A 14,985-nucleotide genomic window follows, 5' to 3' on the forward strand; every position below is an offset into this window, starting at 1 on the left:
CAATTTTAGGACTTAGTCATGGTAAAATCCATACTCCGAAAGATAGCTATATTTCCAGTATTGGTGTACCAATACACCATTTCTCCTTTGTTTCCTTCAAGCTGTAGATTTACACCTACCTGTAGCCAATACATGAAGGAATCCATCCTGAAGCATGGAGTGTTCAGCGGAGGTTGGATGGGGTTAAAACGAATAGCCCGTTGCCATCCCTGGGGAGGCCACGGGCATGATCCGATTCCTTAATTTTTAACAGGTTTCAAGCCTTTTTGCAAAGCTCGAATCACTAATATCACCCCGGCTATCACCAACGGAACACTCAATAATTGTCCCATATTAAAGGACATAGCATCTTCGAAGTCCACCTGGCTTTCTTTGAAGAATTCCCAGATAAACCGCATTCCAAATACTGAAATGAGGAAAAGACCAAGCAGGATACCCTCCGGTAGTCTTTCTTTATACTTGTTCCAAAGGCCATAAAGTATCAGAAATATCACGAAATAAGATAGTGATTCGTAGATCTGAGTAGGGTGTTTGGTTCTGCCAAAGGTTTGTATTGTCACTAAGTAGTGATCTCCCTTGTCAGCTATTTCCATCGCCAATGGATTTTCTTTTGACTCCGCCATATACTCCTGACTTGAGCCGAATTGAGTCAACGCGTACTTGATATCTCGCCGCAGCGTAGTCTCCAACTCTTCCAAGGAATAGGCTCCCTTATTGATTTTTAAGTCAATATTTACCGGGACAATTCCATTTCCAACCAATTCATTTTGGCGATCGGCTGGCTTGTATGGGTCAATTGATTCAATTGGCACTTTCAGGGTGGAGAGTAGATCTTCGGTGTCCCAAGCGTAAACTATCCCATAATCTGTACCGGTATCTTTTCCGCCGATTTCAGAATTCATCAAATTCCCAAATCGAATCAGTGCTCCAGTCAGTGCAGTTACGATTACGATACGATCTACCACCCAGAGATAGCTTTGCCCTGGAGTTTTTCTAGCATACAGCCAAAGCGCAAATAAAATAGCAATAGCCGCTCCGTGACTCGCAAGGCCACCTTCCCATACTTTAAGGATTTCGATGGGATTACTCAAATACTTGGCAGGCTCATAGAAAAGCACATGACCAAGTCTAGCACCTACAATGGTGGCTACTACCATATAGATGGTTAGTTTGTCCACCAATTCTGGGTTTTGACCTTCTTTCTTGAAGAAATGAACCATGAACTGCTGCGAGATAACAAATCCTGCAGCAAAAAGAATACTATACCAAGGTGGTCTGTCCCAGCCGTGAATGACGGAAGGATTCGGATCCCAAACCATATAGTTCATGATTAATTCAAGCATAATTTCAAGTTTATAGTTGATCTAGTTGTGCCAGTTCTTCTGCAAATCCTCCTGATAAAATCGGAAATCTGTACCAGGTTTTTGGGTCCACATTGAACTCATCCAAATGGAAGGAAGGCGCGAGTCGTTCCCTTTTCCATTGATTGCGGGACCAAAGTTGGAAGAATTTTTTGATATAGCCTTTCAATGTGGCCGATTCCAGCTCAAGTTCCTCTGAAAGGATGAGATAAACATCCATGGGGGATCGGCGATCACGAATTGCAAGTTTTTCTATTTCTACGATCACAGAATAAGGCATCAGATCTTTTTCGTCTGTTTGGGTTCTTTCGATAGGCCGAAGCTCCGCACTAGGCTGTAAGGAATTCACTTTCGCCAATCCTGGACGATCCAAGTTTTTTTCAGCCCAACTGAGCCAGTTAAGGATAAAATATTTATCCACAGCCGCTATCGGTGAGATACTTCCTGAAGTGTCACCATCCATGGTCGCATAGCCCACATCACCTTCACTTCTGTTGGAAGTAGTGAGTAAAAGTGCATTATTGAGGTTGGCTAGCATCCAGATGATAGGGGAGCGGGTTCGCGCTTGGATATTTTGTAAGGTAATGTCGTCTTGCTCCCACGTAAGTTTTCTTCCGATAGCTTTTTCGATTTTTGTAGTGTAGGAATCTACTTCCTCATCGATGTCCCAGCGGTAGAACGTAGCTCCTATGCTTTCTGCCAGAGAATTGGCTGAAGCAAAGGTGTCTTCTGAAGAGTTTCGTGTCCCTTGATATGCCGTGGTGAGTAGCTTACTCATCAATTCTTTTTCAGGGTTACCTGACGTAGGAAGGTTTTGGATTCCAGCTTTTTTGCAAAAATCATCCAAGCCTAATTCGTCTATACCCCGCTTCACCATTTCTGCTACCAAAATGGCTATTGTGGATGAATCAGCTCCACCAGACAGTGAAAGTACAAAGCCTGAACTTCGGCTTTTTCTCATATAATCAAAGAGTGCCAAACTTGAAGCTTGGACGAATTCCTCGTTTTTTGAAGATATAGGTGCGATTTCCTGGACTTTTGGCTCTAGATAAAAACTGCAAACCTGAAAATCTTTAAAGGACAAAAGCTTGTTTTTTGCGAGTAGTTTTCCGGATTTAGCCAGCATCACTTCTCCATCGAAAATCATTCGACCCGATTCATTACCCAATAAATTTGCGTAGCAATAGAAGCAATCAAAGGTAGCAGAGCTTTCTTCCACCAGCTCTTTTCGAAGGTATGTTTTTCCCATCGCAAAATGACTGGCGCTTGGGTTGAATATCAAATCGACTTTTCGATCGCATAATCTATAGCCAGGCCTGAGTTTGCCCCTCCAGGCGTCCTCACAGATCTCAAAGCCATAGTGGATGTTTTTATGATGGAAAGTTAGATCCCCTAGCGGTACACGCTGCGCCAAAAATTCGAATTCAATAACTTCATTTGCAGGCCAAGGCGTAAACCATCGGAATTCATAATGAACTCCATCAATAGCCATGAATTGCTTGGCCACGAAACCTTTTACGACGGTGTTCTCAATCACTGCTACGCAGTTGAATACTTTGTCCTGAATTCTAACAGGCAGACCTACAGCTACCGTGATTTCTGAACAATGAGGAAGTATTAGCTCAAGCTGGGCGAGTGCTTTTTTGGGATACCAATAGCTCAAAAACAAGTCTTCAGATCCATATCCTGTGATTGCCAATTCTGGCAGACAGAGGATTTCGACTTCCTGCTTTTTTGCCTCCTCAATCGCCAGAATAATTCTACTCAGATTGCCTGACCAGTCCAGCGGTGTTTGGTTGACGGTTGCCCCGGCTATTTTTATTGAAGACATGTAATGGATTGATTAGACCTAAAGTTAGGACGCTAGGTTGCGATTTTTAAAGTTTCGCAGGCATTTTTGGAAGCTTCCTGTTCTGCTTTTTTTTTGGTGCTGCCTTTTCCCTGCGCTACTTCCTGATTTTCTACTTGCAAAGCCACCTTAAACTCTTTGAATCGTTGATTGCCAATGACACTAAGGACCACAAATTCGATTTCTTTGTTTTCTTTTTGTGACCACTCTATGATTTTACTCTTATAGTTCGTCGTGGTTGCGATCATGTTTTCCACATCAAAGTGAAGAAGGATGCGATGGATGATGAATTTTTTGGTAAAATGATAGCCCTTATCTAGGTAGATTGCGCCTAGAAATGCTTCGAGCATATCTCCATAAAGTGATTTATTGCCGGTGAAATGACGTTCACCTATTTCCTCATCCAGCGCTTTCCGAAGTCCGATTTTTATTCCGGTTTCGTTGAGAGTTTCTCTATTGACCAATTTAGACCTGGTTTCGGTCAGAAATCCTTCATCTCGGAAGGGGTATTTTTGAAAAAGGAACTCGGCGATGACTGCTCCTAAAATAGCATCACCCAGGAATTCCAAGCGCTCATTGGAAAGTCGAAACCCTTGAGAAGTTTCTTGTCCAAGACCCGAAGGAGTGAGTGCTAATTTGTAAAGAGATAAATTAAAAGGCCTGCTCCCCGTCATCAGTCTGATGGAGGAAGCAAGCCTTTTGTCTTTTTCACTTAAGAAGAGATAATTAAATCCGAGTCTTTGAAATAATTTCAAAATTCAGATTAGTTATATTTTTTGAAAATTACTGAACAGTTATGTCCACCAAATCCAAACGTATTACTCAACGCATAATTAACTTCTCTCTTCTGCGCTGTATTGAAAGTCAAATTTAATCTCGGATCAAAAGCTTCATCATCTTCGAAGTGGTTGATCGTAGGAGGTACTATGCCTTTATTGATGGCAAAAATACAAGCAATGGCTTCAATAGCCCCAGCTGCCCCGAGTAGGTGACCAGTCATAGACTTGGTACTACTGATATTTAACTTGTAAGCATGCTCTCCAAAAACCTCCTGAATGGCTTTGATTTCGCCTACATCACCCAGAGGGGTAGAGGTACCGTGGACATTGATGTAATCGATGTCTTCCGGCTTAAGGCCAGCATCTTCCAGTGCTATTTTCATCACGCTGCTTGCTCCTAGTCCCTCAGGATGAGGAGCTGTAATGTGATGAGCATCAGCGGTCATGCCCCCGCCTACCAGTTCAGCGTAGATTTTGGCACCACGAGCTTTAGCATGTTCTAATTCTTCTAGGATCAACGTTCCTGCGCCTTCGCCTAAAACAAAACCATCACGATTCTTATCGAAAGGCCTTGAGGCTGTTTCGGGGGATTCGTTTCGTTGGGAAAGTGCTTTCATTGCGTTAAACCCACCAACTCCAGCTTCGGTGACTGCTGCTTCGGAACCACCGCTGATGAATATATCAGCTTTACCCATCCTGATGTAAGTAAAAGCATCAATGAGGGCATTGGTACCAGAGGCGCAAGCAGAAACTGTTACGAAATTTGGACCGCGAAAACCATATTTAATAGAAAGGAAACCTGCGCTGATATCAGCGATCATTTTTGGGATAAAGAATGGATTAAAGCGTGGTGTGCCATCTCCCGTAGAAAATGCAGTCACCTCATCTTGGAAAGTTCTCAACCCTCCGATTCCAGACCCAAAGATTACTCCGGCTCTTGATTTATCAATTTTTTCAAGATCCAATCCCGAATCAAGCATGGCTTCTTCAGCAGAAATCATGGCATATTGGGTGAAAGGATCCATTTTCCGAGCTTCTTTTCTATCCATAAATTGCTCTACATCGAGGTTTTTGACCTCGCAGGCAAATTGTGTCTTGAAAAGGGACGCATCGAATTTGGTGATCGGCGCAGCACCGCTCACACCCGCAGATAATCCATTCCAGAAATCTTCTGTGGAATTACCTATGGGTGTGAGAGCACCTATACCTGTTACAACAACTCTTTTTAAATTCATGGAATGAATTTAGGAATTATTATTTTACGTTAGCCTCCAAGTAGGTCACTGCTTGTCCAACAGTACCGATCTGCTCTGCCTGATCATCTGGAATAGAGATGTTAAACTCTTTTTCGAATTCCATAATCAATTCTACAGTATCAAGAGAATCAGCACCAAGATCATTGGTAAAGCTGGCCTCAAGAGTAACTTCAGACTCTTCTACGCCTAGTTTGTCAACTATAATGGCTTTTACTTTTTGTGCAATTTCAGACATTTTGTGATCAGTTTAGTTATTAACACTTCGCAAAGAAATATATTTAATGCCTAATTGACAAAGAAAAGATTCAAGTAAATTTTTAAGCAATTCCTCGGTCGTAGAAGTTGAATTATATTTTCTAACTTTGTTTTGATCGATTTTTTCACTGCATGAAGAAGGCCAAATTACTACTAGAGCATACATATGATTTCGAACTTTTGGGGCTTGTATCACCTGTAAGGGACTATAAAATGGCTTGGCATATTAATAGAGATTTAGATATGAACCTCGTCAAATGCGATGACTTGATTTTGGAATTTATGACCCCTCCAACCCTCATAATTTCTCAATATTTCCTTTCTTTACCTCATGGATTTGTTCAGCTTTTAAAAAATAAAGCCCTAAACTCGACAAATCAAGTTTCCTATCTGATTCCAGAATTGAAAACCATGGATTATTTCCTTTTGGTGCAAGACGAGACCTTTCAAATAAGTATTAATACATTTGCCAACCAGCTGGCTAAAAATCCCGACGTGCAAAATGTGATGAAGCTGGACGTCACTAAACTTAAATCAAAAGAAAACCTATTAACTTATTAAATCCCTAATGAGCCAATTCAATAAAACAAAAATCCTAGCAACAATAGGCCCTGCTTCTAACAATTACGAAACAATCAAAAGCCTTGCAGCCGCAGGAGCCAATGTGTTTCGTTTGAATTTTTCTCATGGTACCCATGATATCCATGCTGAGGTAGCGAATATAATCCGACAACTGAACAAAGACGAAGGACTCAACCTAGGGATTCTTCAGGACTTGCAAGGACCTAAAATCCGTGTAGGTGAAGTGGAAAATAACGGAGTTGAGATCAAATCAGGTGAATTAATCACGATCACTAACGACCCTGTACTTGGTACAAGTAGCTTGGTAAGCACCGTCTATCAAAACCTACCTAATGACGTGCAAAGTGGAGACCGCATCCTAATAGATGATGGTAACCTAGAAGTGAGAGTGAACGACACGGACGGCAAGAATGTCAACTGTACCGTGATTCATGGTGGTATTCTTAAGTCTAGAAAAGGTATAAACCTTCCTAACACCAAAGTGAGTGCCCCGTCTCTAACTGAGAAGGATATTGAAGATCTCGCTTTTGGTTTGGAGCAAGAGGTAGATTGGATCGCTCTTTCATTTGTTAGATCCGCTGATGATATTGTTGACTTACGCGAAAGAATTCAAGCAAAAGGCAAGGTTTGCAAAATCGTAGCGAAAATCGAAAAACCTGAAGCCTTAGAAAATATTGATGCGATCATTGAAGCTACTGATGCCATCATGGTAGCTCGGGGTGATTTGGGAGTGGAAGTTCCAATGGAAATTGTTCCGCTTTGGCAGAAAAGAATTGTAGAAAAATGCAAGTTGGCTTGCAAGCCGGTAATTATTGCGACTCAAATGATGGAGAGCATGATCGTCAATCCTCGTCCTACCCGTGCTGAAACAAATGACGTAGCGACAGCAGTGCTTGATGGTGCAGATGCAGTAATGCTTTCTGCTGAAACAGCCTCCGGAAAATATCCCGTAAATGCTGTAAAAGCGATGAGCAGCATCATCAGCTATCTGGAAAAAAATGCAGATATCTACCACAACCTATACAAAATTCCTGAGGACGACGAGACCTTCCTTAGCAACAATCTAGTTTTAATGGCTTCCAGACTTTCTAGAAATGTTAAAGCTAAGGCGATTGTTGGGATTACTTCATCCGGGTTCACAGGGTTTAGAATAGCTTCCCACAGACCGTCCGCCGGTGTTTTTGTGTTTACACGCAACAGGGCATTGATTACTCAGATGAGCTTGGTTTGGGGTGTTAGAGCCTATTTCTATGAGAATCAAGTTTCTACTGATGCTACATTCTTGGATATCCAGGACACCTTGAAGGAAGACGGTCATGTCAATACGGGGGATATCATCATAAATACCGGAAGCATGCCACTCAAATCAAATGGAAGAACTAATATGCTGAAGGTGCATATAGTTGAATAGACAGTTTTAATACTAAATGCTAAGAGACTTCAGAATTGAGGTCTCTTTTTTTTTGCAATTTGATCAACCATGTGAAACGAACAGCAGTAGGAAGACAAAAGCAACCAACAACCAACAACCAACAACCAACAACCAACAACTAACAACCAACAACTAACAACCAACAACCAACAACTAACAACCATTACCTAATCCCTATTCTCCCTTCCCAAAAATCTCCTCGGGTCCCTTTGGAATCACCATCAGTACTTTCTCTTTTTCGACCATCACTGAACCTGCCGGAGAACCTTTTACTTTTCTTACATATTTGGCTTCGGTGTGGATTACCGGTGCTAGGGATTCATTTTTGTTTTTGGAGTAAAAAGCGGCTAATGATGCAGCAGCCTCGAGAACGGACGTAGGGATGCTTTTGAGCCCTGAAGTTTTGATAAGCACGTGAGAACCGGGAACCATTCTTGCGTGCAGCCAGATGTCGTCTTTCTTCGTGTAGCCCCGAAGCATCTCATCGTTAGCAGTCGCGGATTTGCCTACCCAGATAGGGAAGCCATCAAACTCGAAGGTTTTGAAGGGTAAAACCAACGCGTCTTTTTGAAGCACCTTATCTTCACCGTGAGATTTCTTGTAATTTTTCAAAGCTCTGAAATCATCAATGGCATTGAGTTCTTCGATTTTGGCTTCGATGCTGATCGCCTGGGTGACTTTTGCCGCAATAGTTTTCTCCAGCTGCTCCCATTCGAGTTTCCTATTCTTGCTTTTGCGATAGAAGGAAGCGGCGAGATCCTGTGGCTTTTGATTGGGTTTGAGTTTGACTAAGACCTTTTCTCCTGTGTAGAAATCCATCAATTCTACCTCTAATTTCCCTCCATGAAACTCATGTAAATTGGCCATAATCACATCTGCAAGCTGAGAGGGGGGCGGGGAATTACGAAGTTCTTCCAGCTTCTGAGACGATTTCTCGATGTAGGAATTGGTTCGCTTGAGTTGCTCCTGGTATTTTTTGAGTAGTGTGGTTTTTTCCTTTTCAAAACTTCCTCTGACAAGTGCCAAATAAAATAATTCATTGACGGCTTGAATGGGATTTGAGTACGTGCGGATAGGGCTTGCTTCAGGCAAAAGGCTTAAGTGGACTTCTTCGTTTTTTTCTACCAAAGAAAAAAGTGGGGTGTCCAACATGTCTAGAAGCTCTTGCATAAGCTCCCATTTGACAGCTAAATTAGCGTCGATATAGCCTTTATCTTTGAGCCAATTCCTGGGAATAGCGCCCAGAGTTGGAAGATAACGAGAAGCATTTCCGTCCAATTCCTCAAATTTTTCCCAGGTCAAGGGATAGCTTTTAGCTAAGGTTTTCCAGACTAATTCCCGATCTTCTTTGATTCCATTTCGAAAAAGTTTGATCGGAAAATCCCCCTCTGGCTCGTAGAGCAGCACATTACTTCTGTTTGCATGTAGTTTGAAAAGCAGAATTTTGCTAGAAGTAAGGCTAAAATAAAACGCACGCTCAAAATTCAGTACCTCACAGCCAGTGATTTCTTCACCGATTATTTCTTTGAAAAGATCGATGCTATTTCGCTTGGCTCGCTGAAAATTCTCTGGGAAAGACAAATAAATCTGAGGTGGGTGAAAATGCGCCCGAATAAAACGTGACTCTTCCGAGTCGTTTGTTTCTATGATCAGTTCATCTTTGTTCTGTGAAAAACAAGAAGTGATTTTTTTGCCTAAGAACGCTTTTTCCAGTTCAGGACAGAGGAATTTCAGGAAGTGATAATTGAGGTGCATTAGCCCAAAGTTAGCTGAAGACCGTCATAGGCCAAGGCTATTCCTTCAGGTAATTCTAGGTCAACGTCGTGGTGAGACCCCAGCTTATGCGAAATATGCGTGAAATAGGTTTGTTTTGCGCCGATTTTCTTAGCCATTTCTATGGCCTCTTGCAGCGTAAAATGTGAAATATGAGACTCTCGTTGCAATGCATTCAGTACCAGGATTTCGGTGCCTTCAATCAATTTTAGCGAGTCGTCAGGAATGTGATTTGCATCAGTAATATAGGTGAAATCTCCAATCCGAAATCCCAAAATTGGGAGTTTGTAATGCATCACTGGGATGGGTGTAATGGTAGTTCCTTGGATAGTGAACTGGTGTTGATCGATCTCAATCGTTTCTACCTGTGGCACTCCTGGATATTTTTTTCCTGTAAAAATGTAAGCAAATTCTCGTTGTATTTGATCCAAAACCTGACGCTTGCCGAATACCGGCATGTCCCTTTGTTGTTTGAAATTAAAGGGGCGGATGTCATCTAGTCCAGCGGTGTGATCCTTATGCTCATGCGTAAAAATCACCGCGTCGAGAGCTGTTATTCCCGCTCGGAGAATCTGACTGCGGAAATCTGGGCCGGTATCGATGACGATACTCAACTCCCCAACTTGAACATGGACAGAAGAACGGAATCTCTTGTCTCTGAAATCCAGTGACTTGCAGACTGTGCAAGTACAGCCTATCACCGGTACGCCTTGGGAAGTGCCGGTTCCTAAAAAAGTTACTTTCAAAACTTTAATTGGGTTTGTCTCAGTTCCGTGAGGAAGTCATGATTTGCTTTGTCTTTGAATTCTTCCGGATCGAGGTTTAGTTCGATAAGTATGTCTATCAGCGCATTTATTTTTCCTTCCATGGGGAAATATTTATTTACGATCACGATTTTCGAGTCATTCAACACGCAATAGCCAGATTTGAAATTCCCCTTTTCGTACCTCAGCGTGTAATCCGAGGATGCAAACAGGTTTTCAAGTTTATCCAAAAAGTGCTTGGTGTATTTTATGACCATCTCAGCCTAAAATTTTCTTTACAGTTGCTAATAATTTGTCGTAGTTCAGGGGTTTTTGAATGAAGTCATCAAAGCCCATTTTTCTGAATTCATCCATGGTATAATTATTCATATTTCCAGAGATAGCGATGATTGGAAGTTTTGATTTGACGGGATCTTCCATTTCCCGAATCATTTTAGTGCAGGAAGCACCATCTAATATAGGCATGTTGAGATCCATCAGAATAAGGTCAAATTCTTCTTTTTCCAACAATTCCAACACTTGCTTGCCATTTTTGGCTGCTTTCATTTGATAGTTCTCAAAAGAAAGAATACTCTTAGTCAAGTTGATAATCACTGAACTGTCTTCCCCTACAAGAATTTTTTTTGGGTCATTCATAGTTTAAAAGTAGTTTCTTCTTTAAGATAATTTTCAAATATAATACGCTCATTTTTTAGAATTCTTAGTGCTTCACCTAAAGAATCCCAATCCTGTGATCGGGTAAATGAATCAGCCTGTTCGGAATGAAAATAGATGGCATTGGCGCCCAAGGATCCCGAATTACCTTTGAGCGTATGCAGATTTTCAAGAATGATTTGGTCGCTTTTTTCTAGAAAAGCTTTGTCAATCCCTTGGATCAAGTGATCAAATTCTACCAAAAAATCATCGTAAATAGATTTGATCATAGGGATTGCATTGTACTTCAGGAGGTGTTCTACTACTGTTTGATCCAAAATTTCCAGTTTTGGCACGGTTGCCCTTTTCGGATTTTTGCTTTCCTCTTTTAAATGATTAAAGATGGTGGCCAAAAATTCCTTAGGTCGAATAGGTTTGGTGATCAAGTCAACGAATCCCAGCTCTTGAAAGCAGCTTTTGGCAGACTCTCCTGTATAGCTGCTCACTGCCAGGATGGGACAATGATTTGTTGACTGACGCCTTATTGTCTTAAAAGTAGTAATGCCATCCACTTCAGGCATCTGCACGTCCATGAGGATCAGGTCAAACTTTTCGTGAGAAGCTTTGCTCACAGCTTCCCTACCACTTTTCACAGCTTCAAAACTGTATAATTGACCGATCAAAGTTTCAAATAACTTGCGATTCAAGTCATTACTTTCTACGATCAATACCTTTTTGCTTTTCATTCCTTTACTTTGGATTTTTGCATCAGCCAACTAATATCATTTTGTCCATTCCATCTTACTTAGTTCTAGTCGTGGGACCCACAGCCGTCGGCAAGACTGATCTTTGTCTAAAACTAGCCAAAAAATTCAAGACTGAAATTGTCTCTTGCGACAGCAGGCAGTTTTATCGTGAGATGAATCTGGGGACCGCTAAGCCTTCTCAGGAGGAATTGGAACAGGTCCCACATCACTTCATCAACTCACTTTCTATAGCGCAAGATTATGATGTGCGGAGGTACGAACGGGAGAGTTTGGCTTTACTGGAGAGATTGTTCTCCTCTCACCAAGTGGTGATCATGACGGGTGGGTCGGGCTTATTTGCTGATGCCGTGGTGCATGGTTTGGATGAGATGCCGGAAGTTTCCCCAGAAATCAGACAGCAGATTATTCAGGAATATGAGGAAAAGGGCTTGGCCTTTTTGCAAAATGAGGTAAAAAAAAATGATCCTGAATACTTTGCGAAAGTAGATCAAAAGAATCCGCAGCGACTGATGAGAGCCTTGGAAATCTGGCGCGGCACTGGTAAGAAATTCAGCACTTTTCGAGTGAAGTCTCACCGGGAAAGGCCTTTCAAGGTGATAAAAATCGGTTTAGAGAGAGAACGCCAGGAACTGTATGCGAGGATAGATCAGCGAATGGATCAGATGATTGCCGCTGGCTTATTTGATGAGGCTGATGCGCTTTTTGGGAAAAGAAAGCTCAATGCACTACAGACAGTCGGTTATTCGGAGATCTTCGGATTTTTGGAAGGGAAGTATGACAAAGAGGAAGCGATTCGTTTGCTCAAAAGAAATTCCAGACGCTACGCCAAAAGACAAATGACTTGGTTCAAGCGGGACGAATCGATTCGTTGGTTTGCGCCAGATGATCAGGCGGGAGTTTTAGCCTACATTCTAACTCAGATTTCTTGAAAGCGGGCAATATTTCCTACCCAATTGTATGGTGGTTTTTTCAAGAGGGAATTGTATTGAATACGATTGACTTTCAGGTCGCGCAGGATGGCAAGTGCTTTTTCAGCAGTCTTTTTTTCTAGCTTCTTGCTCTTTAGTTCCTGAGTCAATAAGTCAGGATCAGATAAATCACCAACCAAAAACCCGAGCTCTGGATTAAGCGCGTTCAATTCAAAGAGCAATTCTTTCTGAAGGTTTAGTTTGCGTAGCAGCGCATTTTTCACAGTAAGGAAAAATAGGAGCCCCCCGGCTCCCAGCATGATAAATAGAGGTATGAATCCCATCTTATATACTTAAGATTTTCATTAATTTCAGGTGATCGTCGATAAGCGGTTTGGTTCTGCCGATGCAATCTTCAAAGCTGGTATAAACCACCTGCTGATTTACAACTCCAGCCATGTGAAATTGTTGACCGGCTAGAAGGCCTTCTACAGCTGCCATGCCACAACGACTAGCTAATACTCTGTCTCTGGCTGTTGGATTTCCTCCACGCTGTATGTGTCCGAGGGTCGTTACTTTAAAGTCTTTTGTTGGATCATTCAGTTTGGTTTTTACCTTTTCCATGATAGTCTGAGCATTCCCTGCGTCGTCACCCTCTGCTACCACGATTATACTGGAAGATTTACTTTTCCTGAGATTCTTCAGAGATTTTACCACTACGTCTAGATCGGTTTGGGTCTCGGGTACCATCACAAATTCAGCTCCACCACCGATTCCTGACTCTACCGCGATAAATCCAGCATCCCTTCCCATCACTTCTATGAAGAAAATCCTGTCGTGAGCTGCCGCTGTGTCTCGGATTTTATCGATGGCTTCCAGCGCCGTATTCACAGCCGTATCAAAACCAATCGTATAGTCCGTGCCGTAGAGGTCATTGTCTATCGTACCTGGACAGCCTACTGTAGGAATTCCGTATTCTTCAAAAAAAACTTTTGCCCCAGTGAAGGTGCCATCCCCGCCGATCGCCACCAGTCCCTCTATGCCATGCTCCTTTAGATTTTCGTAAGCTTTTTTTCTGCCTTCGGTTGTTTTGAATTCCATAGAGCGTGCAGACTTCAGAATCGTTCCTCCGCGCTGCACGATATTACTGACGGAGTGCGATTGCAAGCGCTTGATGTTTCCATCTATCATGCCTTCATAGCCGTGATAGATACCATATACTTCCAATCCTCTGAAGATGGCCGTGCGCACTACGGCTCGCACGCATGCATTCATGCCTGGACTATCTCCTCCAGAGGTAAAAACTGCTATTTTTTTCATAGGTCTAATTACTGTTGTCCTGCATTCTGATCGAAAGCAATTACTCCGTCGGTAGCATATACAACAACTTTTTAGCTGAATGTTCTCCCACTTCGAGCTTTGCTTGATTTCCTGCCTATAGGTTTAGAATGTCAAAAATAGGGATTATAGAAAGAATGCTTTACGTTTCTTAGATTATTAAACTTTTATGATTCTCCGAAATCTTGCCAGTATCTAAAATTCCCTTGCTCAATCGGACAGAAGTCCGAGGTCCAGTGACCGAAGTGGAGAACCCTTAAGTTGACCTAATCTTATTTTACATTAAGCTCTTCACTGGTGTCAAAGCAGATATACACGTAAACTTTTAATAGAGGGAGAATTTGACAAGAATTTGAATTCCTCCTTCAATAATGTGAATTTGGGCAAATGGAAAAATTAAAAACACCAGCATTAGATTTTGAAATTAGCCGTATTGCCTTGGGTTGCATGTCACTGAAAGGCAGTTTGAAAGAAGATCGAAGAATTATTGACGCGGCTCTTTCCGGAGGTATAAATTTTCTAGATACGGCGGATTTGTACCAAAAAGGCTTAAATGAAGAAATAGTGGGGGCTGTGATTAAGGGCAAGAGAAGGGAGGTGGTTTTGGCTTCCAAAGTTGGGAATCAGTGGAGGGAAGATGGAAGTGGCTGGGACTGGAATCCGAGAAAATCGTACATTCTCAAAGCCGCAGAAGATAGCCTGAGTAGATTGCAGACGGACTACCTTGATCTCTACCAGCTGCACGGAGGCACGCTCGAGGATCCATGGGAAGAGACGCTCGAGGCATTTGAAATTCTGAAAAGCCAAGGTAAAATCCGGGCATTCGGAATTTCTTCTATTCGTCCGAACGTAATTCGTAAAGTCCTGGAAATGTATCCGCCTGCCACCATTATGATGCAATACAGTCCTCTGGATCGCAGACCAGAGGAGACGGCTTTTCCTCTAATTGCCGAAACTGATACGCGTGTTTTGGTTCGTGGAACCTTTGCAAAAGGCCTTTTGATCAACAAGTCAGCTGAACCTTATTTGGATTTTACTGTAGAAGAAGTGAAGAAAGTCCGTGAGTTAATAGCAGATACAGGATTGCTTCCTGAAGCTTTTTTGATCCGATTTGGCCTGAGACAGAAGGCTGTGGGATCACTGGTGATCGGTGCAAGCTCGGTGGAACAGGTAGAGAAAATGACCTTTGCTTATCAGCAACATGAGATGATTTCGGAAGAGACTATGAAAGAAATCATTGCACAATTACCGTTGAACCAATACAAACAACACCGATAAAATTCCAATT

General features: G+C 42.2%; 17 protein-coding genes. 5 read left to right on the forward strand and 12 right to left on the reverse strand.

What is annotated here, in order from left to right; all coding sequences use genetic code 11:
- The first annotated feature begins 18 nt into the window (after positions 1 to 18).
- Positions 19 to 243 (forward strand): membrane protein insertion efficiency factor YidD, encoded by a 225-nt coding sequence (yidD, locus tag ABJH64_RS16260; RefSeq protein WP_348277232.1) that lies wholly within the window; start codon positions 19 to 21, stop codon positions 241 to 243.
- Here the strand turns inward: yidD and ABJH64_RS16265 are convergent.
- From ABJH64_RS16265 to ABJH64_RS16285, 5 genes are read right to left on the reverse strand one after another with little or no spacing between them, the layout of a single operon-like run.
- Positions 240 to 1,343, reverse strand: coding sequence for a prolipoprotein diacylglyceryl transferase (locus ABJH64_RS16265; RefSeq protein ID WP_348277231.1), 1,104 nt, complete (start codon positions 1,341 to 1,343; stop codon positions 240 to 242). The two genes, yidD and ABJH64_RS16265, sit on opposite strands and share 4 nt — an antisense overlap.
- 10 nt (positions 1,344 to 1,353) lie before the next feature.
- The gene (nadE, locus tag ABJH64_RS16270; RefSeq protein WP_348277230.1) at positions 1,354 to 3,192 is read right to left on the reverse strand and encodes an NAD(+) synthase; all 1,839 of its coding nucleotides are present in this window, start codon (positions 3,190 to 3,192) and stop codon (positions 1,354 to 1,356) included.
- Positions 3,193 to 3,224: 32 nt separating this feature from the next.
- Positions 3,225 to 3,965 (reverse strand): ribonuclease III, encoded by a 741-nt coding sequence (gene rnc, locus ABJH64_RS16275; protein WP_348277229.1) that lies wholly within the window; start codon positions 3,963 to 3,965, stop codon positions 3,225 to 3,227.
- A gap of 8 nt (positions 3,966 to 3,973) precedes the next feature.
- Positions 3,974 to 5,224 (reverse strand): beta-ketoacyl-ACP synthase II, encoded by a 1,251-nt coding sequence (gene fabF, locus ABJH64_RS16280; RefSeq protein ID WP_348277228.1) that lies wholly within the window; start codon positions 5,222 to 5,224, stop codon positions 3,974 to 3,976.
- Between the two features lie 19 nt (positions 5,225 to 5,243).
- Entirely contained in the window at positions 5,244 to 5,480 is a 237-nt protein-coding gene (locus ABJH64_RS16285; RefSeq protein ID WP_057940051.1) for an acyl carrier protein, read from the reverse strand.
- A 152-nt stretch (positions 5,481 to 5,632) separates the two neighbouring features.
- On the opposite strand from ABJH64_RS16285, the gene ABJH64_RS16290 reads away from it, so the two are divergent.
- Both ABJH64_RS16290 and pyk read left to right on the forward strand, forming a co-directional pair.
- Complete coding sequence (locus tag ABJH64_RS16290) at positions 5,633 to 6,061, forward strand: IPExxxVDY family protein (protein ID WP_348277227.1); 429 nt, start codon at positions 5,633 to 5,635, stop codon at positions 6,059 to 6,061.
- 7 nt (positions 6,062 to 6,068) lie between these two features.
- Positions 6,069 to 7,493 (forward strand): pyruvate kinase, encoded by a 1,425-nt coding sequence (gene pyk / locus ABJH64_RS16295; protein ID WP_348277226.1) that lies wholly within the window; start codon positions 6,069 to 6,071, stop codon positions 7,491 to 7,493.
- 195 nt (positions 7,494 to 7,688) lie between these two features.
- Here the strand turns inward: pyk and ABJH64_RS16300 are convergent, their stop codons facing one another.
- The 5 genes from ABJH64_RS16300 to ABJH64_RS16320 are packed head-to-tail and all read right to left on the reverse strand — an operon-like array spanning position 7,689 to position 11,430.
- Positions 7,689 to 9,269, reverse strand: coding sequence for an NFACT RNA binding domain-containing protein (locus tag ABJH64_RS16300; protein WP_348277225.1), 1,581 nt, complete (start codon positions 9,267 to 9,269; stop codon positions 7,689 to 7,691).
- The gene (locus ABJH64_RS16305) at positions 9,269 to 10,033 is read right to left on the reverse strand and encodes an MBL fold metallo-hydrolase (RefSeq protein WP_348277224.1); all 765 of its coding nucleotides are present in this window, start codon (positions 10,031 to 10,033) and stop codon (positions 9,269 to 9,271) included. Before ABJH64_RS16305 ends, ABJH64_RS16300 begins: the two co-directional genes overlap by 1 nt.
- Positions 10,030 to 10,308, reverse strand: a complete 279-nt coding sequence (locus ABJH64_RS16310; RefSeq protein ID WP_348277223.1) for a hypothetical protein — start codon at positions 10,306 to 10,308, stop codon at positions 10,030 to 10,032. The genes ABJH64_RS16305 and ABJH64_RS16310 overlap by 4 nt, the downstream gene beginning before the upstream one ends.
- A 1-nt stretch (position 10,309) precedes the next feature.
- Positions 10,310 to 10,687 carry a response regulator gene (locus tag ABJH64_RS16315; protein ID WP_348277222.1) on the reverse strand — a complete coding sequence of 126 codons (378 nt, stop codon included), beginning with the start codon at positions 10,685 to 10,687 and terminating at the stop codon, positions 10,310 to 10,312.
- Positions 10,684 to 11,430 (reverse strand): response regulator, encoded by a 747-nt coding sequence (locus ABJH64_RS16320; protein ID WP_348277221.1) that lies wholly within the window; start codon positions 11,428 to 11,430, stop codon positions 10,684 to 10,686. The genes ABJH64_RS16315 and ABJH64_RS16320 overlap by 4 nt, the downstream gene beginning before the upstream one ends.
- A gap of 41 nt (positions 11,431 to 11,471) precedes the next feature.
- On the opposite strand from ABJH64_RS16320, the gene miaA reads away from it, so the two are divergent.
- Positions 11,472 to 12,380, forward strand: a complete 909-nt coding sequence (miaA, locus tag ABJH64_RS16325; RefSeq protein ID WP_348277220.1) for a tRNA (adenosine(37)-N6)-dimethylallyltransferase MiaA — start codon at positions 11,472 to 11,474, stop codon at positions 12,378 to 12,380.
- Here miaA and ABJH64_RS16330 read toward each other — a convergent pair.
- On the reverse strand, positions 12,368 to 12,703 hold the full coding sequence (locus tag ABJH64_RS16330) for a hypothetical protein (protein ID WP_348277219.1): 336 nt from the start codon (positions 12,701 to 12,703) through the stop codon (positions 12,368 to 12,370). The genes miaA and ABJH64_RS16330 overlap by 13 nt on opposite strands.
- A gap of 1 nt (position 12,704) precedes the next feature.
- The gene (pfkA, locus tag ABJH64_RS16335) at positions 12,705 to 13,679 is read right to left on the reverse strand and encodes a 6-phosphofructokinase (RefSeq protein ID WP_348277218.1); all 975 of its coding nucleotides are present in this window, start codon (positions 13,677 to 13,679) and stop codon (positions 12,705 to 12,707) included.
- A 405-nt stretch (positions 13,680 to 14,084) separates the two neighbouring features.
- Between pfkA and ABJH64_RS16340 the strand changes: the two genes are divergently transcribed.
- Positions 14,085 to 14,975, forward strand: coding sequence for an aldo/keto reductase (locus tag ABJH64_RS16340; RefSeq protein WP_348277217.1), 891 nt, complete (start codon positions 14,085 to 14,087; stop codon positions 14,973 to 14,975).
- Positions 14,976 to 14,985: the final 10 nt, after the last annotated feature.

Origin of the sequence: Algoriphagus sp. (genome assembly GCF_039969895.1) — a bacterium.
GTDB lineage: Bacteria > Bacteroidota > Bacteroidia > Cytophagales > Cyclobacteriaceae > Algoriphagus.

Bases quoted from the DNA above. Each gene is read 5' to 3' on its own strand.
- yidD (WP_348277232.1), top strand. From the start codon at position 19: ATGGTAAAATCCATACTCCGAAAGATAGCTATATTTCCAGTATTGGTG.
- ABJH64_RS16265 (WP_348277231.1), bottom strand. From the start codon at position 1,343: ATGCTTGAATTAATCATGAACTATATGGTTTGGGATCCGAATCCTTCC.
- nadE (WP_348277230.1), bottom strand. From the start codon at position 3,192: ATGTCTTCAATAAAAATAGCCGGGGCAACCGTCAACCAAACACCGCTG.
- fabF (WP_348277228.1), bottom strand. From the start codon at position 5,224: ATGAATTTAAAAAGAGTTGTTGTAACAGGTATAGGTGCTCTCACACCC.
- ABJH64_RS16285 (WP_057940051.1), bottom strand. From the start codon at position 5,480: ATGTCTGAAATTGCACAAAAAGTAAAAGCCATTATAGTTGACAAACTA.
- ABJH64_RS16290 (WP_348277227.1), top strand. From the start codon at position 5,633: ATGAAGAAGGCCAAATTACTACTAGAGCATACATATGATTTCGAACTT.
- pyk (WP_348277226.1), top strand. From the start codon at position 6,069: ATGAGCCAATTCAATAAAACAAAAATCCTAGCAACAATAGGCCCTGCT.
- ABJH64_RS16300 (WP_348277225.1), bottom strand. From the start codon at position 9,269: ATGCACCTCAATTATCACTTCCTGAAATTCCTCTGTCCTGAACTGGAA.
- ABJH64_RS16310 (WP_348277223.1), bottom strand. From the start codon at position 10,308: ATGGTCATAAAATACACCAAGCACTTTTTGGATAAACTTGAAAACCTG.
- ABJH64_RS16315 (WP_348277222.1), bottom strand. From the start codon at position 10,687: ATGAATGACCCAAAAAAAATTCTTGTAGGGGAAGACAGTTCAGTGATT.
- ABJH64_RS16320 (WP_348277221.1), bottom strand. From the start codon at position 11,430: ATGAAAAGCAAAAAGGTATTGATCGTAGAAAGTAATGACTTGAATCGC.
- ABJH64_RS16330 (WP_348277219.1), bottom strand. From the start codon at position 12,703: ATGGGATTCATACCTCTATTTATCATGCTGGGAGCCGGGGGGCTCCTA.
- pfkA (WP_348277218.1), bottom strand. From the start codon at position 13,679: ATGAAAAAAATAGCAGTTTTTACCTCTGGAGGAGATAGTCCAGGCATG.
- ABJH64_RS16340 (WP_348277217.1), top strand. From the start codon at position 14,085: ATGGAAAAATTAAAAACACCAGCATTAGATTTTGAAATTAGCCGTATT.